The sequence below is a fragment of the Acetobacter estunensis genome (assembly GCF_011516945.1).
Taxonomy (GTDB): domain Bacteria; phylum Pseudomonadota; class Alphaproteobacteria; order Acetobacterales; family Acetobacteraceae; genus Acetobacter; species Acetobacter estunensis.
The window spans coordinates 61,287-82,598 of the sequence record NZ_WOTH01000005.1 but is presented as its reverse complement, the minus strand read 5'-3'; the positions used below and the strand labels follow the sequence as shown (position 1 = coordinate 82,598).

The 21,312-nt window shown below is 60.3% G+C and carries 25 protein-coding genes, 1 other RNA gene and 1 pseudogene; 15 read left to right on the top strand and 12 right to left on the bottom strand.

Annotated features, from left to right (window positions below; all coding sequences use genetic code 11):
- Positions 1 to 18: 18 nt before the first annotated feature.
- Both GOB87_RS04225 and GOB87_RS04220 read left to right on the top strand, forming a co-directional pair.
- Positions 19 to 435, top strand: coding sequence for an acyl-CoA thioesterase (locus GOB87_RS04225; RefSeq protein WP_166313294.1), 417 nt, complete (start codon positions 19 to 21; stop codon positions 433 to 435).
- A 55-nt stretch (positions 436 to 490) separates the two neighbouring features.
- The gene (locus GOB87_RS04220) at positions 491 to 1,312 is read left to right on the top strand and encodes a hypothetical protein (RefSeq protein WP_194303196.1); all 822 of its coding nucleotides are present in this window, start codon (positions 491 to 493) and stop codon (positions 1,310 to 1,312) included.
- Between the two features lie 7 nt (positions 1,313 to 1,319).
- Here GOB87_RS04220 and GOB87_RS04215 read toward each other — a convergent pair whose 3' ends face one another.
- The 5 genes from GOB87_RS04215 to GOB87_RS04195 form a co-directional block, all read right to left on the bottom strand.
- On the bottom strand, positions 1,320 to 2,135 hold the full coding sequence (locus tag GOB87_RS04215) for a TIGR00282 family metallophosphoesterase (protein ID WP_166313293.1): 816 nt from the start codon (positions 2,133 to 2,135) through the stop codon (positions 1,320 to 1,322).
- Between the two features lie 52 nt (positions 2,136 to 2,187).
- Positions 2,188 to 2,751 carry a 5-formyltetrahydrofolate cyclo-ligase gene (locus GOB87_RS04210; RefSeq protein ID WP_166313292.1) on the bottom strand — a complete coding sequence of 188 codons (564 nt, stop codon included), beginning with the start codon at positions 2,749 to 2,751 and terminating at the stop codon, positions 2,188 to 2,190.
- 23 nt (positions 2,752 to 2,774) lie between these two features.
- Positions 2,775 to 2,933, bottom strand: a non-coding RNA gene (gene ssrS / locus GOB87_RS04205) — 6S RNA.
- A 7-nt stretch (positions 2,934 to 2,940) separates the two neighbouring features.
- The gene (locus GOB87_RS04200; protein WP_166313291.1) at positions 2,941 to 3,279 is read right to left on the bottom strand and encodes a cell division protein ZapA; all 339 of its coding nucleotides are present in this window, start codon (positions 3,277 to 3,279) and stop codon (positions 2,941 to 2,943) included.
- A gap of 3 nt (positions 3,280 to 3,282) precedes the next feature.
- The gene (locus tag GOB87_RS04195; RefSeq protein WP_166313290.1) at positions 3,283 to 3,687 is read right to left on the bottom strand and encodes a hypothetical protein; all 405 of its coding nucleotides are present in this window, start codon (positions 3,685 to 3,687) and stop codon (positions 3,283 to 3,285) included.
- A gap of 2 nt (positions 3,688 to 3,689) precedes the next feature.
- Between GOB87_RS04195 and GOB87_RS04190 the strand changes: the two genes are divergently transcribed.
- Positions 3,690 to 4,139, top strand: coding sequence for a hypothetical protein (locus GOB87_RS04190; RefSeq protein WP_166313289.1), 450 nt, complete (start codon positions 3,690 to 3,692; stop codon positions 4,137 to 4,139).
- 65 nt (positions 4,140 to 4,204) lie between these two features.
- The gene (locus GOB87_RS04185; protein ID WP_166313288.1) at positions 4,205 to 4,828 is read left to right on the top strand and encodes a thiamine phosphate synthase; all 624 of its coding nucleotides are present in this window, start codon (positions 4,205 to 4,207) and stop codon (positions 4,826 to 4,828) included.
- Between the two features lie 6 nt (positions 4,829 to 4,834).
- Here the strand turns inward: GOB87_RS04185 and GOB87_RS04180 are convergent, their stop codons facing one another.
- Both GOB87_RS04180 and GOB87_RS04175 read right to left on the bottom strand, forming a co-directional pair.
- Positions 4,835 to 6,346, bottom strand: a complete 1,512-nt coding sequence (locus GOB87_RS04180; RefSeq protein WP_166313287.1) for an FAD-binding protein — start codon at positions 6,344 to 6,346, stop codon at positions 4,835 to 4,837.
- Between the two features lie 75 nt (positions 6,347 to 6,421).
- A complete protein-coding gene (locus tag GOB87_RS04175; protein ID WP_166313286.1) occupies positions 6,422 to 7,429 on the bottom strand; it encodes an NrtR DNA-binding winged helix domain-containing protein in 1,008 nt (335 codons plus the stop codon).
- A gap of 335 nt (positions 7,430 to 7,764) precedes the next feature.
- On the opposite strand from GOB87_RS04175, the gene GOB87_RS04170 reads away from it, so the two are divergent.
- Genes GOB87_RS04170 through GOB87_RS04160 form a run of 3 tightly spaced genes read left to right on the top strand, consistent with a single transcriptional unit; the run spans position 7,765 to position 10,118 of the window.
- A complete protein-coding gene (locus GOB87_RS04170) occupies positions 7,765 to 8,445 on the top strand; it encodes a carbonic anhydrase (RefSeq protein ID WP_166313285.1) in 681 nt (226 codons plus the stop codon).
- 40 nt (positions 8,446 to 8,485) lie between these two features.
- Entirely contained in the window at positions 8,486 to 9,340 is an 855-nt protein-coding gene (locus tag GOB87_RS04165) for an endonuclease/exonuclease/phosphatase family protein (protein ID WP_166313343.1), read from the top strand.
- Positions 9,341 to 9,365: 25 nt separating this feature from the next.
- Positions 9,366 to 10,118, top strand: a complete 753-nt coding sequence (locus GOB87_RS04160; protein WP_166313284.1) for a phosphohydrolase — start codon at positions 9,366 to 9,368, stop codon at positions 10,116 to 10,118.
- Positions 10,119 to 10,503: 385 nt separating this feature from the next.
- Here the strand turns inward: GOB87_RS04160 and GOB87_RS04155 are convergent, their stop codons facing one another.
- Both GOB87_RS04155 and GOB87_RS04150 read right to left on the bottom strand, forming a co-directional pair.
- Complete coding sequence (locus tag GOB87_RS04155; RefSeq protein ID WP_166313283.1) at positions 10,504 to 10,707, bottom strand: hypothetical protein; 204 nt, start codon at positions 10,705 to 10,707, stop codon at positions 10,504 to 10,506.
- A gap of 21 nt (positions 10,708 to 10,728) precedes the next feature.
- Positions 10,729 to 10,887 (bottom strand): hypothetical protein, encoded by a 159-nt coding sequence (locus GOB87_RS04150; protein ID WP_166313282.1) that lies wholly within the window; start codon positions 10,885 to 10,887, stop codon positions 10,729 to 10,731.
- Between GOB87_RS04150 and murJ the strand changes: the two genes are divergently transcribed.
- On the top strand, positions 10,886 to 12,445 hold the full coding sequence (gene murJ, locus GOB87_RS04145) for a murein biosynthesis integral membrane protein MurJ (protein ID WP_166313281.1): 1,560 nt from the start codon (positions 10,886 to 10,888) through the stop codon (positions 12,443 to 12,445). The genes GOB87_RS04150 and murJ overlap by 2 nt on opposite strands.
- 144 nt (positions 12,446 to 12,589) lie before the next feature.
- On the opposite strand, the gene GOB87_RS04140 is transcribed toward murJ, so the two are convergent.
- Together GOB87_RS04140 and GOB87_RS04135 are read right to left on the bottom strand one after the other, a co-directional pair.
- Positions 12,590 to 13,012, bottom strand: coding sequence for a flavin reductase family protein (locus tag GOB87_RS04140; RefSeq protein ID WP_242006147.1), 423 nt, complete (start codon positions 13,010 to 13,012; stop codon positions 12,590 to 12,592).
- A gap of 215 nt (positions 13,013 to 13,227) precedes the next feature.
- On the bottom strand, positions 13,228 to 14,016 hold the full coding sequence (locus tag GOB87_RS04135) for a YfdX family protein (protein ID WP_166313280.1): 789 nt from the start codon (positions 14,014 to 14,016) through the stop codon (positions 13,228 to 13,230).
- Positions 14,017 to 14,212: 196 nt separating this feature from the next.
- Here GOB87_RS04135 and GOB87_RS04130 point away from each other — a divergent pair, with 196 nt between their 5' ends.
- Genes GOB87_RS04130 through GOB87_RS04120 form a run of 3 tightly spaced genes read left to right on the top strand, consistent with a single transcriptional unit; the run spans position 14,213 to position 16,307 of the window.
- Positions 14,213 to 14,512 (top strand): hypothetical protein, encoded by a 300-nt coding sequence (locus GOB87_RS04130; protein ID WP_166313279.1) that lies wholly within the window; start codon positions 14,213 to 14,215, stop codon positions 14,510 to 14,512.
- The gene (locus tag GOB87_RS04125; protein WP_166313278.1) at positions 14,509 to 16,023 is read left to right on the top strand and encodes a PepSY-associated TM helix domain-containing protein; all 1,515 of its coding nucleotides are present in this window, start codon (positions 14,509 to 14,511) and stop codon (positions 16,021 to 16,023) included. The genes GOB87_RS04130 and GOB87_RS04125 overlap by 4 nt, the downstream gene beginning before the upstream one ends.
- A complete protein-coding gene (locus tag GOB87_RS04120; protein ID WP_166313277.1) occupies positions 16,020 to 16,307 on the top strand; it encodes a hypothetical protein in 288 nt (95 codons plus the stop codon). The genes GOB87_RS04125 and GOB87_RS04120 overlap by 4 nt, the downstream gene beginning before the upstream one ends.
- A gap of 54 nt (positions 16,308 to 16,361) precedes the next feature.
- Here GOB87_RS04120 and yajC read toward each other — a convergent pair whose 3' ends face one another.
- Positions 16,362 to 16,727, bottom strand: coding sequence for a preprotein translocase subunit YajC (gene yajC, locus GOB87_RS04115; protein WP_166313276.1), 366 nt, complete (start codon positions 16,725 to 16,727; stop codon positions 16,362 to 16,364).
- 138 nt (positions 16,728 to 16,865) lie between these two features.
- Here yajC and GOB87_RS04110 point away from each other — a divergent pair, with 138 nt between their 5' ends.
- From GOB87_RS04110 to GOB87_RS04095, 4 genes and pseudogenes are all read left to right on the top strand, one after another.
- Entirely contained in the window at positions 16,866 to 17,732 is an 867-nt protein-coding gene (locus tag GOB87_RS04110; protein WP_166313275.1) for an ATP-binding protein, read from the top strand.
- A 262-nt stretch (positions 17,733 to 17,994) separates the two neighbouring features.
- Positions 17,995 to 19,140 (top strand): annotated as a pseudogene (locus GOB87_RS04105) (Rieske 2Fe-2S domain-containing protein); the annotation flags it as partial.
- 321 nt (positions 19,141 to 19,461) lie between these two features.
- Positions 19,462 to 20,475 (top strand): bifunctional GNAT family N-acetyltransferase/(deoxy)nucleoside triphosphate pyrophosphohydrolase, encoded by a 1,014-nt coding sequence (locus tag GOB87_RS04100; protein ID WP_166313274.1) that lies wholly within the window; start codon positions 19,462 to 19,464, stop codon positions 20,473 to 20,475.
- A gap of 65 nt (positions 20,476 to 20,540) precedes the next feature.
- Positions 20,541 to 21,296: a competence/damage-inducible protein A gene (locus GOB87_RS04095; RefSeq protein ID WP_166313273.1), complete on the top strand. Its 756-nt coding sequence runs from the start codon at positions 20,541 to 20,543 to the stop codon at positions 21,294 to 21,296.
- The last annotated feature ends 16 nt before the right edge of the window (positions 21,297 to 21,312 follow it).

The following is a 21,312-nucleotide window of genomic DNA, read 5'->3' as shown; positions in this document are numbered from 1 at the left end:
CCTGTCAGGAATATCCACGTGCCGATGTCCAATCCCTATCCTCCCGAAGTCATCCCCACGATCCGCGTGGTGGCCATGCCGACCGACACCAACCCGGCGGGCGATGTGTTCGGCGGTTGGCTGGTCTCCCAGATGGATCTTGCAGCAGGAACGGCCGCAGCTTTCCGCGCCAAGGGACGCTGCGTGACGGTCGCCATCGACAGCTTCATCTTCCATGAGCCGGTTGTGGTGGGTGATGAAGTGAGCATCTACACCAAGATCACACAAACAGGTCGTTCCTCGATCATCGTGCATGTCGAGACATGGCGCCGCGCACGCAACACCAACGAACGCCGGAAGGTGACACAGGGCAAGTTCACGTTCGTCGCTATCGACGACAAGCGCAAACCCCGTGCCCTGCCACCGGAAAACGGATTCGACACCATCACCGATTGAGAACACGTCTCTGCCGGGCGGCCCATTAAACGAATAGCAATGCCGTGTTCCCACAATGGCGCGAACAGACAAGGCCATCGGTGTGAACGATTCTTCCCCATCCTCCCATGTGTTCATCGCCACTCCCTGCTTCGGGGGCGTGGTGACCCAGACCTACATGCAGTCCATCATCGGATGCATGGGAACGGCTCAAATGCACGACATCGAACTTACACTTTCGATGGTGGGGAACGACGCGCTTATCACGCGCTCACGCAACACGCTCCTGCATCAGTTTTTTGCCCAGAGCACCGCCTCCCACATCCTGTTTGTGGACAGTGACATCGGTTTCGGATCGGAGGCGCTCCCTCAACTCATGGCTCATGGAAAAGATGTCGTGGCCGGGCTTTATCCGCTCAAGGACCGTTACTGGGACAAGCTGACGGATGCTCAGGTCAGACGGGGTGAACCCGCCCGCACCGCCTCCCTGCGCTATGTGGGCGAGAGCGAATCCCTGCACGAACAGGCAATGCCCGCTCCGACTGACCGGGGCCTCGTAAAAGCCGGTTATGCCGGGACCGGCTTCATGCTGATCAGTCGCAATGCCATTGCCCGCATGGTCGAGGCCTATCCGCAAACACGCTATCGCCGGATCGACGCGCCAGTGGGGCAGGAAAACTCAGCGTCTGTTCACGCCAACGATGCCTATGCCCTGTTCGACTGCATGATCGATCCCGAGACCAGCACCTATCTCAGCGAGGACTTCACGTTCTGCAAACGCTGGCGCGATATCGGGGGCGAGGTCTGGCTCGATACGGCGCTGGAACTTTCCCACACCGGTCCCTCCACTTTCATCGGAGAGCCGGGACTGCGCGTGGGTATCATTTCTCCCAGCTAAAGCCGCCTCAGAAATCCGGCAACGTCTGGGAGAGCATCCCGCCCTGACGCAATGGCGCCACACGCCGGGCAAGGCCGGTTGCATCGTCCGTCTCGACCAGAAGGCCGCACACCGTGGCCGGTCCTTCAGCCGGTTGCAGGCGCTCTCCCGGCATCTTGCGCACGAAACGGCTGACGGCCGCATCTTTCTGCATCCCGATAATGCTGTCGTAGTCGCCGCACATACCCGCATCGCTCTGGAACGCCGTGCCACCCGGCAGTATGCGGTGATCGGCAGTGGGGGTGTGGGTGTGCGTTCCCACGACCAGCGACACTTTGCCATCCAGCACATGGCCCATCGCCCATTTCTCGCTGCTGGCTTCGGCATGTACATCCACAACTGCGGCCTGAACCGTCGTACCCAGCCGATGCCGTGAGAGAACGTCCAGCGTGAGGCGAAACGGATCGTCCATCGCGTCCATGAACAGCCGCCCCATGACGTTGACGATCAGAATCTTGCGTCCATCCGCCAGCGCCACGACCGTGCTTCCCTGTCCCGGCGTGCCCGGAGGAAAATTCACCGGCCGGACGACGGAGGGCAGCCCATCGATTTCCCCAATCAGATCGCGCCGGTCCCAAGCATGATTGCCCAGAGTCATCACATCGACCCCAGCTTCCATCAGATCACGGGCAATTCCGGGAGAAAGACCGAAGCCGTGGCAGGCATTCTCGGCATTGGCAACGACCAGATCCAGCCGGAGCGCCTTTCTCAGTTCAGGCACACGGGCGGTCACGGCGTCACGACCGGAACGCCCGACAATATCCCCCAGAAACAACAGTCTCACATCATTCTCCTGAAACGGGCACCGTGTTCCCGTGAAAATACGCCGCCCATTCTCATCCCTGTCCGGAGAAGACGGTCTCACGCTCCGTAACGATCATGGGAAGCGGCACGTCATGAGGGCCGGTGGGCACCTCTTCCACCTCCTGCCATGACGCGGCATAGCCGACAGGCAGAGCGTGAGGAAAGGCGGCCAATGTGCGGTCGTAATACCCCCCGCCATATCCCAGCCGGTGTCCTCGTCGATCAAACGCGAGAAGAGGCACCAGAATCAGATCGGGCTTTTCGACAGGCCCATCGGGATACAATGTCCCGAAACGCCCCTCTTTCATCGGCTGTCCCGGCATCCACTGTCGAAAAACAAGTGGCGTTCCTTTTGGGGTCGTCTCGGGAAGAAGTATCTCGCGGCCCCGCGCATGCAGAGATCCACAGAGCGGCCGCAAATCCACTTCACCGGGAAGCGGCCAGACACAGGCCACACGCTCGCCTTCCTGCGATTCGACCGCATCCAGAAGACGCGCGCAGAGGATGCCCGACACATCGGCCTCCACACCACGCGCAGCGGCAAGACGCAGACGCAGCCGTTGTTTCACAGCCGCGATATCAGGCGTGTCATGCATCGCGAAGAACAGAAAAAGAGAAAAATGGAGCCACCATGGCCGTTGGTCTTTACAACCTCCAGGACCTGCTAGTGCAGGTGGGTGCCGGAAATACCCTGACCACGGTCAGGACAGCGCCAGCTCCCGAGGAAGTGCTTATCGGCCCAGGGGATGAAATTGCCTGACGCACCTGGCAGCCCCTCATCAAATCTAGGCGTTTTCGATGGCGTCCGCAATGACTTCCGCACGATCCGCCAGAACGACCAACTGCTCGCGCAGATAACGGTTCTCCCGTTCGGCCTTTTCACCCGCGATCAGCGCATCCTGTGTTCCTGATGACAGCTTCTCCGCCACCATGTCCGACAGTTCATCGGCCATCAGCAGAGCCGCCAGCACCAAAACCTTCGATTCACCGCTGAAACCGAGCGCCCGGACACGCGCCACACGCTTGTCCACTTCCTGCGCCATGGCCAGAAGATGGCGCTCTTCGCCCTGCTCACAGCCGATCTGATAGGCATAGCCATTGATGCGTACGGTCATCTGGGGCATGCGTCAGCCCTCTCCTTCCGCGTCATGCGCCACGACAGTGTCCTGTTGAGCGTCATCGCCATACGGATCTTCTTCTGGACCCGGCTGCGAGTCGGTCGACGATGTGTGTTCCTCAGAAGAAGCCTCTGCAAGAATACCGCGCACATCCAGCATCAATGCATCCACACTGACCACCACGGCCTCAAGATCGGGACCGGTCGTCACAACGACAGGTTCTGGCTCGCGCGCGGCTTCAGCCTTATGTTTCTCCAGAGCGAACGCAATGCGCCCAAGAGCCACACGCAGCCTGTCCGCTGCTTCCACGGCTGGAGAAACCGTTCCTGTTTCCTCGCTGCTGTGCGACACCTTCTCCGCCTTGTCATTTCGGAATCCAAGGCCACAGATCACCCGCACGGGACTGAACGTCAAGCATGATCCGCACCCGTTTTTCCATTCAGCCTACCGAAATGAAGACAGAACCCCGTGAGACTTTGTTTCGGGTGGCCAATCTTGCGCAAGCACATATGGCAATCCATGCGGCAGAAGAAAGCGGCCTCTTTCCACTCCTTCTCTCACCACCCAATACCCCGGCTTTCATGGGCACACCTTGGTGGCTCGCCATGATGCGCTGCCTGCGCACCGAAGGCGTTGCATTCGCCGATATCCTCGATTGCGGATCGTCTGCGGGACATGCCGTGGCCGCTCTCGGCCATGGTCAGAAACAGATCCTGTTTTCGGATCGTTCGCCACAGACAAAAGCCGTCCACCTTCTGGCCGCTTCACTTGACGCGCAAGTCCACTCTTTTCTTCCGGCATCGTGCGATCTGACAGGGTGTGTCACGCTGGAACAGGCCCGAAAAGCACTCGGCACCTTGACGTAACAGGCAAAGCTGCCGACGACACACACTCCATACGTTCCGTTTCAATCGCTCACGACAGGCAGATCATGACCTCCACGCCTTCCGCCTCCGAGCCTTGTGAACTTTATCTCGTCACACCGCGCCTAGGCCCGAACACGCCCCTGCCGGATTTCGAGACCGTGTTGGCCGCCCTTCCGGTCGCCGCCGTCCGCCTGCGACTGGAGGATGCCTCACCCACTCCGCAGAGTCAGTTGATCGAGCGCGTGCGAGCCATCGTGCACCGTCATGATGTCGCCTTGATGCTGGATGGCCTCCCGGAACTTGCCCGCAAAACGGGCTGCGACGGTGCCCATGTTCCAGCGGAAGAGGTAGCGACAGCCCGTGCGGCCTTGGGAAACGATCTGCAATTGGGTGCCGTCTGTGGCTTCAGCCGTGATCTCGCCATGCAGGCAGGCGAACATGGGGCGGATTATGTGGCGTTTGGGCCGTTCGGAGACCAGCCACAGGACAGTGACCTCGCTTTACCAAAATGGTGGCGTGAAATGATGGAACTTCCTGTGGTCACCGATTATCTGCCTGAGCAGGATTCGAACCTCATTCCCCGGGAATTGCTCACACACAGCGATTTTCTGGCGCTTGGCACGTTGCACGATGACGCGCCTCTCACCGCTCTATGGGCCGATCCACGCTCCTTCGCTTCGCTTTTCTGAAGCACGTCAACTCGCCTGTGGCGCAGGCCCAAATGACATACCAAAAGCCCCCACATCTTCCAGCTCTTGGGGAAGCAGAAGGCTCTTTATCGCGTTGCCGACATCTTCTTCCGTAAGTCCCGTGTGACGCGCGACCGACGCACGCGACGGGAAATCCGTGCGCCCATGCACGCCCCGGCTTTCCTCCCGCTCAAGAGCGCCCAACAACATCATCTGCGCCACCAGCGCCCCATCGTCATACTCAGCAAAAGCCGATATTTGCGAGATCGCCCGCATGAGGCCCGCTTTATCACGCAGCGGCCCCATGGCTGCCCTCAGCGTTTTCCCGATCATCTCAAGGCAACCGTGCTGCAACGAAGCGAGAGGTTCGACATCCGAAACATCGACGTCGGGCAACCTGACACGTCGGCCTATGGACTGCGCCACGAGTTCACTGCACACCACCGCCTCAAGAAGCGGATTGCCTTCATGAATGGCGGCTCCATGAAAGCCGGTACACGCGCTTTCACCACACGCCCACAAGCCTGCAAGCGATGTCACACCCTCCGGTGTGGCGCGGACACCGCCGATGTGGAAGGCCGCAGCCGCACGAACAGGGATCGCCGCCTGCTGCGGATCGATCCCAGCCCGACGACAGGCCGCCGCCAGTTCATCGATCTCGGACCCTGCAAGCTGAACACCATTGGCCAGCGTCCGCCGCAGGTCCAGAAACACGGCACGGTTATGCTGTTGATACTGGAAAATAGTCCGCGACAGCGCTTCCGGACTACTCGCCACTTCGACACGTTGTCCCTGTTCGTCAAACAGTACTGCGCGATTCGTGCACAGACCCAACGGAAGCGTATCTCCCGTTCCAGCAGTAGCCGGACTGGACAGGGCAAACGGATGAAACCACACAAGCTCCGGATCGGCCAGAACGGCTCCGGCACGCGCCGCCAGCGCAAGGCCGGTTCCCACCGACGTTGGCGGAAGCAGTTGTTCGCCATACAGTCCGCCGGCCCCACCTCCCGCCATAATGACGGCATCTGTGCCGAGTATGATGCTGTGTTCACCACTGGCAATGACAAGTCCACGGACCTGCTCGTCCACCAGCACCAGTCTCCGGGCAAGGGCGGGCGAGATGATCGTGATATTCGGTCGCCGCGCCACGGCTTTCAGCAGGGCGAGATGAAGACCCGCATTCGAAACCGGAGTGCCTGCATCTTCGACAGAAACACCGAAGGACTGCAACGTCATGCGGGCGTGTTCCATACGTCCGGCGATCAGTTGCACAACCTCGGGAGAGGCCAATCCTTCCCCTTTTCGCAGGGTGAGTTCCGCGCGCGTGTCTGTTGTTTCACCCACACCAAGCTGACGCGCGACATCACACGATAACGCGCCCGCAGCCGACATGGCCGCAGCCGACACAAGAACACAGGGAGCCTCTCCCATGTGGAGCGCCACCAGCAGTCCGGCGATCCCCGCTCCTACGATGACAGGCTGGCCGCGCAAGGCCTCAATATTGACATTTCGGACCATGACCGCGGCTCCCGTTCCGGCTGACAGGCAGACGCGCCGCATTATGGTCGCAAAAGTTCAGGAAAGGGTTACCGCTCAGTTCCGATCACCGGGACGCGGCGTTCCATCCGGGAAGAGGCGATCAATCGTCTCCGCCTGTTTCACCGTATCGGCAAGCGAAAGGGCGAGAGGAATCCCCTGGGTCTGGTTGGCGACCACCACATCAGTGCGAAACCTCATGAGACGGGCGGGACGTCCGAAAACCTCGTCACTGCAGGCGCCCGTGTCTTCCACGCTGCGCCCGTTGGTCAGCCCACGACGGAACGTAGGCCGATCCACGGCCTCTCCCAAAATACCTTCCACCGCCGCATGTAGCTGGGGGATGGTGAAACGTTCAGGCATCAGATTGACCGGCATGGCCTGCGCTATGATGGACAGACGCAGATGCCCCAGAGCCGCGCACAACCACCGATAGTTCGTCTCATGTGGGAAGCGACAAGACGCCATGCCGACAGCCTCTTTCTGTTGCGCCCCGTTCCGGATGGCGGCCCATCTTTCTTTGGCGAGCGGTGGTTTCCAGTTGCAGTTTCCCATCGCGAACAACGCATCGAGACGCCGCTTCTCCAGCAACCGTTCGGATGGGGGCATCCCTTCATTCTGCGCGATCAGGAGTTTTCCAAGGGCGGATGCTTGCCCCATACCTTCTTCACGTCGGTGGTCCTCCCATGGAAGCAGATCGTAACAAGGCACCCATCCGGGCTCGTCTGTCGTCATGCGTGTCGAAACGAGATAGGGAAGTTCCACGATGCGCGTTCCGGCTTCATCGCAGTGCAGACAGACAGGCAGAGGCTCGGCACATGCATCGGGAAGGCGTCTGCTCCGAACCAGAAGGCTCTCGAGAACCTCCCGCACATTGGTCTCCGTTTCTTTGGGACACACATGCGGCAACTCGCCTTCTTCTGTCACCCGCACGTACGGCTCCCCGGCGTTAAGGGCTATGGGAACAGCCGCCACGATGACCTGTGTCCCACCCTTCATGTCGGACGGGTCATCGTAACCAAGCCTCCGGACCTGTGTCTTCAGAACTGCCCGGTTCCATGGCAAGATGTCGTCTGGTCTGTACAGGCGGGCCGACGCCTCTCCTCACTTCTTTCGGCCCCCGCCTTCCACCCGCGCTGTCAATCAGCCGCGCGCACTCGGCCCCGGCTCCGCATGAACCCACAAAAAACATTGCGGTACAAGCACGGCAGGACAAGCAGAACCATCCTGCCCGAACAATCACCCTTCTCCTTCAGACGCACACACCCGTCATGTCGGGGAATGTCCGCCTCATAACATTTCCTGTCGCAAGCAACCGCGCCTCTTCTCACGCTTTCCTCACGTGAAGACAGCGTGTTACTGCTGTTCTCACGAGACTGTCTCACCTGAAAGGGAGCCATATGGCGAAGAGAAACGCGAAAGAAAGCCTGATCGCCCTTCTGCGTGGAGTCGAACACTTCAACACGCATATCTTTCCCGAGAAGCAGGAACTGTTTCGGGAACTTGCGAAAGGTCAGGCGCCAAGCACGCTATTCATCGCGTGCGCGGACAGTCGCGTCAGCCCCGGCCTGATCACCCAGACCGATCCGGGCAACCTCTTCATTCTGCGCAACATCGGCAACATCGTGCCGGCCTATGGCGAAATGCTCGGAGGCGTGTCCTCGGCCATCGAATACGCCGTTGCCGGACTGGGGGTTTCCAACATCATCGTCTGCGGTCACTCGAACTGCGGCGCCATGACAGCACTGCTCGATCCGGACCCCTCCAAGCTTGCGAAAATGCCGACCGTGCAGTCGTGGCTGCGCAACGCCGAAGCCGCGCGAGCCGTCACATTGGCTGGCTCCGATGCCGGCCCACCCACGGTGCGCAACCTCGCCGAACAGAACGTGCTGCTTCAGATCTCGCATCTGCGCACCCATCCCTCTGTCGCCGCTGCCCTCGCGCGCAACGAACTAACCCTGCAGGGCTGGTTCTACGACATCGGCACAGGTGAGGTGCTGGTGCTGGACGAGCAGGCGCGCAAGACCATTTCGATCGAAGACGCCATCGCACAACTCGAAAAAAGCGGCGTCCCGGCCTGAGAGGTTTCCCCTGTCCGGTCTCCCGAGAAAAGCAGTGCAAATCTTTCTTGTGCTGCTTTTTCTTTGCTTCCTGTCACTGCCTCTCCCGGCGCAGGCGCGTGACCTCAAGCTCGCCACGTGGAATCTCGGCTGGCTGACCCTGCGCCCAGCGGGCGATCCTGCCCTTCCTGATGACATTCCCCGACGTAGCGCCGTCGATCTGGCGCATCTGCGTGCCTATGTCGCGCATCTGGATGCCGATGTGATCGGATTTCAGGAAGTCGATGGGGAAACAGCCGCTGCCCGGCTTTTCCCATCACCCACCTACCGTCTCCTGCTCACAAACGACCCGGTCGTGCAGCGCGTGGGCATCGCTGTAAAACCGGACCTTACCATCACACGCCACGATGATGTCACCGCCCTGAATGTCTATCCTCCCGGCGCTCCACATCCTCTGCGCAGCGGACTGGACGTCACCATCTCCGACGGAACCGCCTCTCTGCGTCTCCTTGTCGTGCATCTCAAGACCGGCTGCTGGGATAATCCCCCCACGGAACACGCTCATGCCTGCCCTACTCTCGTCAGTCAGTTCACCGCGCTGGAAGACTGGATTCTGGAGCGGCAGGACGAAGGGGAAGCTTTTGCCATCATGGGCGACTTCAACCGCCGCCTGACCCCGACCGATCCGTTCTTCCTCACTCTGCTCCATGATGCGCCGCTGCTCCTAACCACAGCGGGATATGCCAGTCCCTGCTGGGGCGGAGAGTATTTCATCGATCATATCCTGCTTGGTGGTCCTGCGCGTTCCTGGCTCAAAAACAACAGTCTGCGCGTGATGACTTATACTGGCGCGGATGACACCCCTCAGACGACGTCCGATCACTGTCCCGTTTCGATCCATCTGGACCTGCCATGAAAATCTTCCGCGCAAGGACGTATGAATGACCGGTTTCTCGTCCCCAGATAGCCCCTCCGCCGAGGGATGGAGCCGTTTTCCAATTGCCGCCGATTTACAGGTGTGTGTCCATCCGCAGTCCACTCCCTATTCACCAGAGGTGGAAGCCCGGGTCGATGCGATCTGGGACGCTGAAACAACGCTGCGACCGCAGCTCTTCAATGGCCGTATCTTTTGCGCCGATCGCATTGCGCCGCATCGGATCGAAGGCCACTGGACGGATTACCGGCACGCTTTAGCCCAGATGCGTGAACCGTCCGTGTTCGAGGATCGTCCCCTGCGACAGCTTGCCGTATGTGGCGCTCTGCGCTGTGCGGACGGGTTCGTACTCGCCAGACGCAATCCGAAGGCGCTTTATCTTGGTGGTTTCTGGCAGTCTCCGCCCGCTGGCACAGTGGAAGCGCGCACCAATGACGACAGCGTCGATCTGGGCGCGCAACTCATGGCCGAAACTTTCGAGGAACTCGGCCTTACTCCCGACGTTGTGAAGATAGGTGCACCGCGTCTTGCCGCGATGCATGCAAACACGCTGATCCTCGATATCGGCATCGATCTGAAAACGTCTCTTCCCTTTCACCTTCTGAAAGAACGGTGGGACGCTCACGGCAATCGGGAATATGACGAGCTTATTCTTGCAAAGAATGAAGATCTGAAGATGTGGAGCCTCCGGTCCGAGGTTCTTCCCACCACCCAATGGCTGATGCAGGCGGATATGTCCCCGTCACACCGAGATATGTGATTCTTTCATGTCAGGATGACGATTTATGTTTACCTGAGGCACACAAAATCGTAATCTGCAGACACAACACTTGAAGTAGAGGAGCATTGCCATGGTTACGCGCATCGCACGCTTCCTGTCGAATGGCCTTGTCGCCGTTCTTGTCGCTTCTCAAGCGGAAAATGAACGCGCACATAATACGACGCATCGTCCGTCGTAACGGCTTTTCTAAATGGCGCGAGTTATGCTCGCGTCATTTCTGCCCAATACAAGGAAATCCATCAATCTCCAGAAAATGAAAATAATAATTCGGATTATATAAGATAATTTACAAATATTTTGATAATTTCAGGAAAATTTATTAACGTCGATTAGCGCAATAGTTTGCGAAACCGATCCGCCTTCCTCACACCCCGATCCAAATCGACCCTAGAAGCAGGATCGTGCCCAGCACCACCATAAGCAGGCGCCCTGCCGCCACGCCCGGCATGACATCGGGCAGGATAGCTACAAATTTAGCCGCAAAAACAAGCAGCATGATGCCAAGGACGCACGCCATGATACGGACAATGACCGTGGTGGTCAGAGGCGAACGTCTGATCTGCTTCATGGTGCGCACTCCCGACTGGCGTCATCCTTGAAAACGGTCGGAAAACCGCCTTTCGCCAAAGCCTTTATCAGCAATACCCTTACAGGCAATATCCCGTGATGACACACCCGGCATGATGACGTCCGTACCATTGCGAAACAGGCTTTCCGGCCACCCCCACTCCTCCCTATAAGCGCGCATGCTCAAAGGTCTCCTCACGGTCGGCGGCTGGACCATGCTCAGCCGCATACTCGGTCTCGTGCGGGACCAGCTTCTGGCCGCCATGATGGGCGCAGGCCCGATGCAGGACGCCTATCAGGTGGCCTGCCGCCTTCCCAACATGTTCCGCCGCCTGTTTGGAGAAGGCGCGTTCAATGCCGCCTTCGTGCCACTGTTTACCGCCACCCTGACAACGGGAGGCGAAGAGGAAGCGCGCAAGCTGGCACGCGAAGTGTTCGGCGTGCTTCTCACATGGCTCATAGGCCTTTGTGTGCTGGGGGAGATTTTCATGCCCGGCGTGCTCCGCGTCATCGCACCGGGATTCGCGGAAGACGGCAACCGTCACGCGCTGGCCGTCACCCTCAGCCGCATTACCTTCCCTTATCTGGTTCTCATCTGCGCCGCCGCCCTCGTGTCTGGCGTGCTCAACGGCCTGCACCATTTCGGTATGGCCGCCGCCGCCTACCTTGCCTTCAACGTGGTGGGCATCACGGCCATCCTGTTCGCCACGCCCTATATGACCAGTGTCGCCCATGCCGCGGCATGGGGCGTGACGCTCTCAGGCGTGGTGCAACTGGGGTTATTGATGTGGGCCGTTCGGCGGGCGGGTTTCCCCCTCTCACCGCTGCCCCCGCGTCTCACTCCGGAAGTGCGCACGGTCATCCGCCGTATGGTGCCGGGCTTGATTGGCAGCGGCGTCACCCAGATCAATCTGACCATCGACACCATCATCGCGACCCTGCTGCCCGCCGGCAGCGTCTCGCTGATGTATTTCGCAGACCGCCTGAATCAACTCCCTCTCGGCGTTCTCGGCGCTGCTGCGGGCACCACGCTGCTGCCCGTCCTTACGCGTCATCTGGCTGCGGAAGATCACGAAGCCGCCCATGCCGCACAGAACCGGGCGATGGATTACGTGCTGCTGCTGACCCTGCCCGCTATGGCCGGCCTGCTCGCCCTAGCTGCCCCGATCATGACCTTCCTCTTCGCACACGGGTCTTTCACGGTGGAGGACGCGCTGTTGTCAGCGCAGTCGCTGCGGGCCTACGCCATCGGATTGCCCGCCTTCGTGCTCATCAAAGTACTGTCCCCCGCCTTCTTCGCGCGCGGCGATACAGTGACGCCAGTGCGTGTGGGTTTCCTCGTGTTGCTGGTGAATCTGATCCTCAACCTGCTGCTGATGAAGCCGCTGGCGCATGTCGGACCGCCACTCGCCAGTAGTCTGGCCGCGCTGCTCAACACCACCATCCTGTCATTGCTACTGATTCGTCGCGATGCGCTCAGGCCCGACGCGGCTCTCGCCGGTCGCGTGGTACTGATGGCGATCAGCTCCGTCATAATGGCGCTGGGGCTTTATGGGCTGAATGCCATGCTGCCAGCCCCACCCACGTCGGGACGGACGCTGTGGCTTGCCATGCTTCTCGCCATTGAAGTGCCAGCGGGCGGCGTGGTGTATCTGCTGCTGCTGCACGCTTTCGGAGTGCTGGATCTGGCAAATGCGCTGGAAGGAGCCAAGCGTCGGCTGAACCGGCGGCGCGGGTAAACCTCCCGCCCCGTAGAACGTCTTGCGGCGTGGAAACGCTCCGTGCCGCAAGACAGGAGAAATCTCAGCCTCCGTAGAAGACCTTTTCTCCCAGATCCTTCATCTCCAGCACAGCCTCATCTGGTCGGCCGGTAATTGTCTTGTTCAGATGCACCCCGTCACCTCAGCGACAAAGGTGTGATGATCGCCCAGTTCCACGACCTCCCGCACCTTCAGTTCCACTGCGGCGGGAGCACTTTCGAGAACAGGCGCTCCGTTCGCGGCCCATGTCACGGCCTCTCCCGAAAGCTTGCCATCGGCGTACTCGGCCGGTTTGAAAAAGGCGAAAGCCGCTCCCTGCTGCCCTTTACCCAGAATGTTCAGGACCAGAGCGCCTGTTTCCCGAGCATGGGAATAAATGGCGGAATCCGTCTTGATTCCAAGAGCGAGCAGCGGCGGCGCAAAACTCGTCTGGGTTACCCAGTTGATGGTGGCAGCGGCCTTGTCGCCGTCTTTCGTTCCTGCCGTTAGCACGTACAGCCCATAGGGGATCATACGCAGCGCGGTTTTTCTGGCCTGTTCATCCATAATGAAAATCTCCTTTCTCTCCGTGTTCCGGAGGAAATAATGCGGTCATGAGACCACGGCGCCGTGGAAGAATGTTCCTATCGGGAAATCCTCTTCTCTCATGACCCGGTTTCAACGTGCCGACAGACCCATGGATATGTCGAGCGACACTGAACCAAAACGAAAAAAGGCTGCCCGCAGAACAGGCAGCCCTTTCAAGTCACATCAAGCGCAACTCAGTTGCCGCTGGCAGGAGCGGCGGAGCCAGAGATCGCCGGAGCAGAGGTCGCCGGAGCAGAGGTCGCCGGAGCAGAGGTCGCCGGAGCAGAGGTCGCCGGAACCGGCTGAAGGGTCTTGCCGTCCGCCGCAACCGTGAAATCCTGACTGACGAAACGGACCGACTCCTGCGCCTCCGTCAGCGCATCCATCGCCGGACCTGTCTTGCCTGCCGTCAGCAGTTCGGACGCACGGTGCACGACGGCCTGATAATCCTTCAGTGGCGCCACGGCGAGCACGAACTCCACATTCTCACCCGCCTTGCTCAGGCTGGCAGCGGCCTCTTTCGTATTGCCGGATTTGAGCTTGCTGTTCGCATCGGCCAAGGCCTTTGCGTGATCAGGCTGCGACTGGGTCGGGTCTTTCTCGATATATTCCCCGAGAATCGGCAGCCAGCCCAAGCGACCCGATGACTGATCGGCGGATGGCAGACGGCCTGAATGTCCATCGGGCACGCGGCTGGCCGGATGCAGCTCCGATTCCTGCAACATGAACTGATGGTTGTCGCGCTGCGCATGGAGCAGATAACGATTCGCGTCCTTCAGAGCGTCCTTGGCCGTGGAAATGTTTCCCACCGCGATCGCTCGCCCCGCGATGTCCACGTCAGCAAAGGAACGCAGTCCATCCTGCGACAGGTGACCGAAATCCTGCTCGACCTGCTGTTCGGTGGGCTGCGCGGCATGGGCCAGCGAAGCACCTGCCATTCCGGCCATCAGAAAACCTGTCGCCACGAAAAAACGGGGTGTCATGAATGTATGTCTCCACAAACAAAAATGTGAGGCGCCAACCATTTACCCTTTCGCACCAAACGGAAAGGGGGGCTGTTGCATTGCCGTCGGCACCTGCCTTCATGGTTCGCCTGCGCAAGGAAAATGCTTTACGGAAAAATACGGACCACTTATGAAGTTGCAAATGCATCGCAGTAGCAAGAAAGACCGCAACAGGATGCCTTCTCAAGAGCCGGGAACGTCCGCGCCCTCGCTGCTGCCCGCACGCCTCCTGATCGCCCTGCTTCTGGCATGGCCGATCGGTCTGGCCATCACCGCAGCGGTGCCCTCTCTCCTGCCCGCAAGCCACGCAGACGGCCTTTTCGTAGCGCAGGTCGAGGCTGTCCTGATCATGCCGCTGGCAATCCTGTTCCTTTGCGGTTCGTCCACCCTCTCCCGCGGGCTTCTGGCCACGCTGGCCGCGTTTCTGGCCACGTTTCCTCTTGCCTTTATGTTCCTTGCTTTCGGCTCCCCATGAACACTGCTCGCGCCGTTACATCCGGCCTTTCCCTGCGCACACGTATGGGATGGCTGCACGCATGGGTCGGCTTCGTATGCGGATTGCTGCTGCTGTGCATTTTCATCACCGGCACGCTGGCGGTTTTCGACACGGAAATCACGCGCTGGATGCAACCGGAGTTCACCGGCGGCTCACTCGCACGTCCATCGGATGCGGCCCTTGCACGAGCGTCCGCTCTGGTAAGCGAGCAGGAAGCGCAGCACCACCGGGTGAGCGTCACGCTGCCCTCCGCACGTGATCCCGTGCTCCGCGTGGTGCAACCCGAAGGCATGGACGTCATCACCACAGCCATCGATCCCGTAACAGGCGAGGTGCTGAACCTGCGAAAGACAGTCGGCGGCACGCTGTTTTTCCGCTTCCATTACACGTTGCGGATGGGCCGCATGTTCGGGGTGGTGCTGGTGGAAGCGCTGGGCATCGGGCTTCTCGTTACTCTCGGATCGGGACTTGTCATTCATTTACGGGCGCTCGTACCGAACCTCGTGATGTTTCGGCCGAATGGGGCCAGCCCTCGCGCATGGATGGACGCGCACGTAATCGCCGCCGTCCTGTTTCTGCCCTTTACGTTCATGGTCGCATGGACGGGCGTGGTCATCCACGCGGACCGAATCTTTCCCTTCACGGCGGAAACCCGTCAGGAAGGGGGAGGAGGTCCGCCCGGTCGCGGACAGCACGGGCACCATCGTGACGCACTCCCGATTCCAGCGCTTGGACCGATTCTGGATGACGCAACGCAACTGTTCGGCGAAGGCGGCACCGGATTTCTGCAATTCTCCCCACGCTCAGTCTCCGTCATGCGTTCGGATGCCAGTACGCTCCCCCAGACCCGGGATCGAGCGGAATACGATCGACGGACGGGTAAGCGACTGAAAGTGACACGCCAGCGCAGCGGACCGGCACAGACACGACAGGTCATGACGGGCCTTCATATGGCCCACTGGGCGCCCACGCCCATGCGCTGGCTGTATTTTCTGTCCGGCATCGCAGGCTCCGTAATGTTCGGCACAGGGCTGGTGATGTTCCTGCTCAAACGCCGCCGGACTGCGACATCACGTCATTTTCTCGCGCTCGTGCTGGCGGAAGGGCTGACACTCGGCACCGTCATCGGGCTACCTGTTGCCTGCGCTGCCGTGCTGTGGGCGAACCGACTGGTTCCCGCGAGCCTGACAGATCGCATGACGACGGAGAGCGCCTGTCTGTTTCTCGTATGGGGCATCTGTGTGGTCCATGCCTTGGCCCGTGCGTTGCAAAAGCATGTGCTGCACGGCTGGCGCGAACAGGCCGCGCTTCTAGCCGTCCTGCTCTGCCTTCTGCCCGCACTCGATATCGCGACCCGCTGGCAATGGCTCGGCCAACAGAAACAGTGGGACTATCTGGGCGTCGATGCGGCGACCTTGATGCTTGGCCTGATGGTTCTGCGCGGCTGTGTGTTTCTCGGTCGCTCCATAAAGCGCGAGGCCGTGAAATGAGTATGTTCGCAATCGTGCTGGCAGAATCATCGTTGCTCTGGGGAGTGGGACTGGCCTGTCATGGTGCCCTGCAACCCGCGTGGCTGCGACGCCAGACAGTTCAACCCGCGATCAGCCTTCAGCAGTGGATGAAACGCCTACGTGTTTTCCTTCCCCTGCTCGCGCTGATACTGGCTGTCGCGCTTGCGGGCGGTGAAGGTCTGGTCGCATGGATTGCGAGTGCTGGCCCTGCGGGCGTGCTCGTGGCGCTGGCTCTGTCGGCAACGGCCCGCAAACACGCCTGAAATGTCATCCTGTGTCCTGACGGATATTCAGGACACAGAATATATGGATAGCGTTCAGTTTTTTGCAGCCGGTGTCGGATCATTGGCAGGCTTTCCAGCCGCCGTCAGAACGGCTGTGATCGTTGAACGCAGTACACGCACGACCACACCGCTTGCGATTTCCAGATCCACTTCGTCGCCTTCAGGCACAACCTTGCGCACGATTCCGATAATGCCGCCTGCGGTCAGCACCCGGTCACCACGCCGCAACTGTGCGAGCTCTTCCTTGAGCTTCTTCTGCTTCTGCTGTTGCGGACGAATCATCAGGAAATAGAAGATCGCGAAAATGGCGATATAGGGCAAGAAAGCGAGAAGGCCACTCGTGGCTCCGGCCGCGCCCGCAGTCTGGGCGTGGGCAGGGGAAATCAGAAGATCGATCATCACACTCACTTTTCAGCCGGCGCTTTCAGCCAGCAGGTTGCAGGCCGTCATGGCCTCCTGATACGGCGGGACCATAGATTTCGGGAAACACCCGTCAACTGTTCCCACGCACCTCTTTCGCTTTTCAAGGAGCATGCCATGACCACGGATCTGCTGCCGGTTCTCGAACGTATCGCTTCCGCACTGGAACGTCTGGCTCCCCCCGCCGCCACACTTGACGGGCTGGACAGCACGGATGCCTTCGTCTGGCAGCCCGAACGCAGCCGCCTCGCACCGGTTGAGCAGGTGGCGCATGTGCCTCTGGATCTTCTTCAGGGCATCGAGTCCCAGCGGACAGCCCTGCTGGAAAACACGCGCCATTTCGCGCACGGCCTTCCCGCCAACAACGCCATGCTCTGGGGCTCACGCGGCACCGGCAAATCCTCCCTCGTCAAGGCGTGTCATGCAGCCGTCAACGCGCAACTGCCGGCAGACAAACATGTCGTGCTGATCGAAATCGAACGCGAGGATCTGGCCTCCCTGTCCGACCTGCTTGCGCTCCTGCGCACATCGGACAGGCACTTTATCGTCTTTTGTGACGACCTCTCTTTCGAGCGCGAGGACCGTGATTACAAAGCGCTCAAATCCGTGCTCGATGGCGGCATCGCCGGTCGGCCGGCCAACGTGCTGTTCTACGCCACGTCCAACCGTCGTCACCTCATGCCGCGCGACATGATCGACAACGAACAGTCCACCGCGATCAACCCGTCCGAGGCCGTGGAAGAAAAAATTTCTCTCTCGGATCGTTTCGGCCTGTGGCTCGGCTTTCATCTGTGCTCGCAGGACACCTATCTCGACATGGTCCGCGCTTATGCGCACGAACGGCACCTCCCCATCACGGACAAAGATCTCGTCGCCCGGGCGCTGGAATGGGCCACCACACGCGGCAACCGTTCGGGCCGCGTGGCAGCGCAGTTCATCGACGATCTGACAGCCGATCTTGCTGAACCGACGAAAAAGGCGTGACACAACGCGGCACACATGCGAACGCTTCGCAAGTATTGTTGTTGCCGCCCGTTTTTGTTTTTGTCTTTCCCTTCCGCTTTCCGACGAACGATACGGAGGGGAGAACCCAAAGGCGGCAAGAATGTTTCTTGCAAAGTGTGGTCATTTGATCTGACTCACTTCGACTGCACGACAGGGATGATATAAACGCCGCGCAGTTTCTGTCTTTCCAACCGTTGGGAGAGACGATTCAAGGCAGAGTCAAAGCGCAGACAGAGGCACGATGGACCAGTCAATCGAGACCGAATTCCCAACGCAGGCGGACGACATGCTACATGACGATGGTCAGAGCATCGCCACACCCCGCCAGCGTCTGCCGAGCGGGGTCGATATCCGTCGTGTCCACTGCGATCCCGATTTCTGGTACCCTGTCGCATGGTCGCGTGACCTCAAACATGGCAAAACCATCGGCGTGCGTTACGGGGCAGACCCCATCGCGTTGGTTCGCCCCGAAGAAGGGCCTCTCTTCGCGCTGGAAGATCGCTGCGCCCATCGTCAGGTGCCGCTCAGCAAGGGGCGTGTCTGCGGCCAGTCCGTGAAATGCTGCTACCACGGATGGGCTTATGGCCGCTCCGGTCGCTGCATCGACGTGCCTTATCTCGGCAAGGGCAAGCTGCCTAACGGTGTGCGCACTTACCCCGTGATGGAACAGGACGGCCTGATCTTCATTTTCCCCGGCGATCCGGAAAAAGCGGAAACGACTTTCCTCCCCCCCCGCCTCGCACGAGTGGGTGAGCCGGCCTACAAGACCCGCTGCTTCGGGCAGGAAGTCGGCTGCCATTACAGCTTCATGCATGAGAACCTGATGGATATGAACCATCAGTTCATGCACATGAAACAGATGGGCCAGATGCGCCCGCGTTTCCTTGGCCAGCGTCGTGAGCCGGGACTGGTTGAAGCCCGCTATTCCTTCGCCCGCACCAGCGGCAAGCAGCCGTTGGGTGAGGCGCTGATCTTTGGTGAGCGGCGCGATACCTCCGCGCAGCATCAGGATCGTGACGTGATGACCATCCGCACGACCTATCCCTACCAGACGCTGCACATCCAGACGGGCGATCAGGATCCGGTGATGGATCTGTGGATTGCCTACACGCCGCAGGACAAGGATCAACTCACCAACCGCACGTTCGGCCTGCTGTCCGTCAAGCGTCCCAACATTCCGGGTGTGCTCGACCTCGCATGGCCATTTCTCGTCGCCTTCACCGAGCGTATCTTTGCCGAAGACCGCGAGATCGTGGAGCTTGAGCAACAAGCATGGAAAGACCTCGGCGGCGACCACAATCTTGAGGTGTTCCCCGTTATCAATGCGCTCCGCGCCCTGTTGGTGGAATGCGGTGTGCAGCCCGCAACGGACAAGAAAGCGCCGACGTTCGCACCTCATCCCAACAGCGTCGCGGCAACAGAGAAAGTAGCAACGGCGTCCCCGGCTCCGAAAACCGACATAGTAACCGCCGCGCCTGCCGCTCCGCCCTCCTCCGCAGCACTGGTCTCCAGCACGGCATCCAAGCCGCAGAACACCAGAGCGCGCACCAACGCCCGCAAGACCGTGGCCAAGGCGGCCTCGTCCACTGCCCGCGTAACCGCAGCGGAGGGTGCCCCCGCGAAAAAGAAACGCTCTCGCAGCCGCTCCAAACATCGCACGACGGCTCCGCTGGGTTCCGGCACCAAGTCCCCGTCCTGAGGAGGGCGTATGAGCGCCCTTCGTCTCCCCATCGCCAGTCCCACACTGGCGGTGGGCACATTCACCCTCCGTGCCCTGAAGCCCGATGACGCCAGCGCCATCCACGCCCGTGTCAATGACTGGAACGTCATCCGGATGCTCAGCCGGTTGCCGTTCCCCTACCCTGCCGATCTGGCGGCGCAATGGATTGCGGAGACACTCCGACAAGCGCGTGAGGGACGTGCCTATCATTTCGCCATTCTCGATAGCTCCGGACAACTCATCGGCTGCGTGGGGCTTACACTCGGGCAAGGAGCGCAGAAAAACGCCGCTTCTCTGGGATATTGGGTGGCCCACTCCCATTGGGGACAAGGCGTGGCACGACAGGCGGCCTGCCGCGTGTGTCGCTGGGCCTTCGCGCATCTTGGCCTGCACACGATCACGGCGACAGCGGCCGAGGACAATGCCGCTTCCTGCGCTCTCCTCGGCCGTCTTGGCTTCCGTCAGACGGGCAAGGGAGAGCAGTCGTTCATGGCACGCGGTGGCAAGGTTCCGGTGCAGCACTTCACCGTGACGCAACCGGAATTGGACGCAGCACTACGTCCCGGTACCCCGGAAGCCGAAGCCCAGACCTCCCCCGTGCAGCGCAAGCTCCTTCTCGTCGTTGCAGCCGCCCTGCTCGATCCTGACAACCGCATTCTTCTGGCCCAGCGCCCCGAGGGAAAAGCACTGGCGGGATTGTGGGAGTTTCCGGGCGGCAAGGTGGAACCCGGCGAGGAACTCGAAACCGCTCTTGTGCGGGAGCTGTACGAAGAACTGGGAATCGACGTGGGACGAGCCTGTCTCACGCCCTTCACCTTTGCCTCTCATGCTTATGAGACGTTCGACCTGCTGATGCCGCTTTATCTGTGCCGCCAGTGGCAGGGCACACCACAGGGGCGTGAGGGACAGGCGCTGGCATGGGTGCATGCGGATGACCTCGCCTCCTATCCCATGCCGCCTGCGGATCTGCCTCTCCTTCCCTTTCTTCGGGCCCTGCTCTGACGTATCCCTTGCAGGGACGGCTTCCTGCTGCCCGCAACCCGCCAGACAAGACCGGACCCATGACCATGAATCCCACTTCCGCCCTTGTGGTGATCGGCAACGAAATCCTCTCCGGACGCACACAGGATGCGAATATCCGCTTCCTTGCGCAAGAACTCGGCCAGATCGGCGCTCCGCTTCGCGAGGTGCGCATCATCCCCGATGTGCGCGAGACCATCGTTGCGACCCTCACGGAAATGAAGGCGCGTTACGAGCAGGTATTCACGACGGGTGGCATCGGGCCGACACATGATGACATCACCGCCGCCTGTGTGGCCGAGACATTCGGTGTGCCGCTGGAACTGCACGCCGAGAGCGCGGCGCGGCTGAAAGCCCATTACGGCACCGACCGCTTCACCGACGCGCGTCAACGCATGGCAATGCTTCCAAGAGGCGCCACACCCATCGAGAACACAGCCTCCATTGCGCCGGGTTTTTCCATTGGCAATGTGCATGTTCTGGCTGGCGTGCCCACCATCATGCAGGCCATGTTCAAGGCGGTGGCACCGAAACTCAAGCACGGCGCGCCCATCACTTCACGCACGTGGCACGCTCTCGGTCTTTATGAAAGCGCCATCGCGACGCCGCTCGAAGCCGTGCAGACGCGCTTTCCGGGGCTCGATATCGGCTCGTATCCGTTCAAGGAGTCCGAGGAACGACGCGGCGTGGCACTCGTGGCCAAGGGGGCGGATGAGAATGAGGTCAAGCAGGCCGCAGAGCAGATTCGCGCTCTGATCGAAGCCGCTGGTGCCACGCCTCTGGAAGGCGAACCCGCAAACTGAAAGAACATCCGGCCTC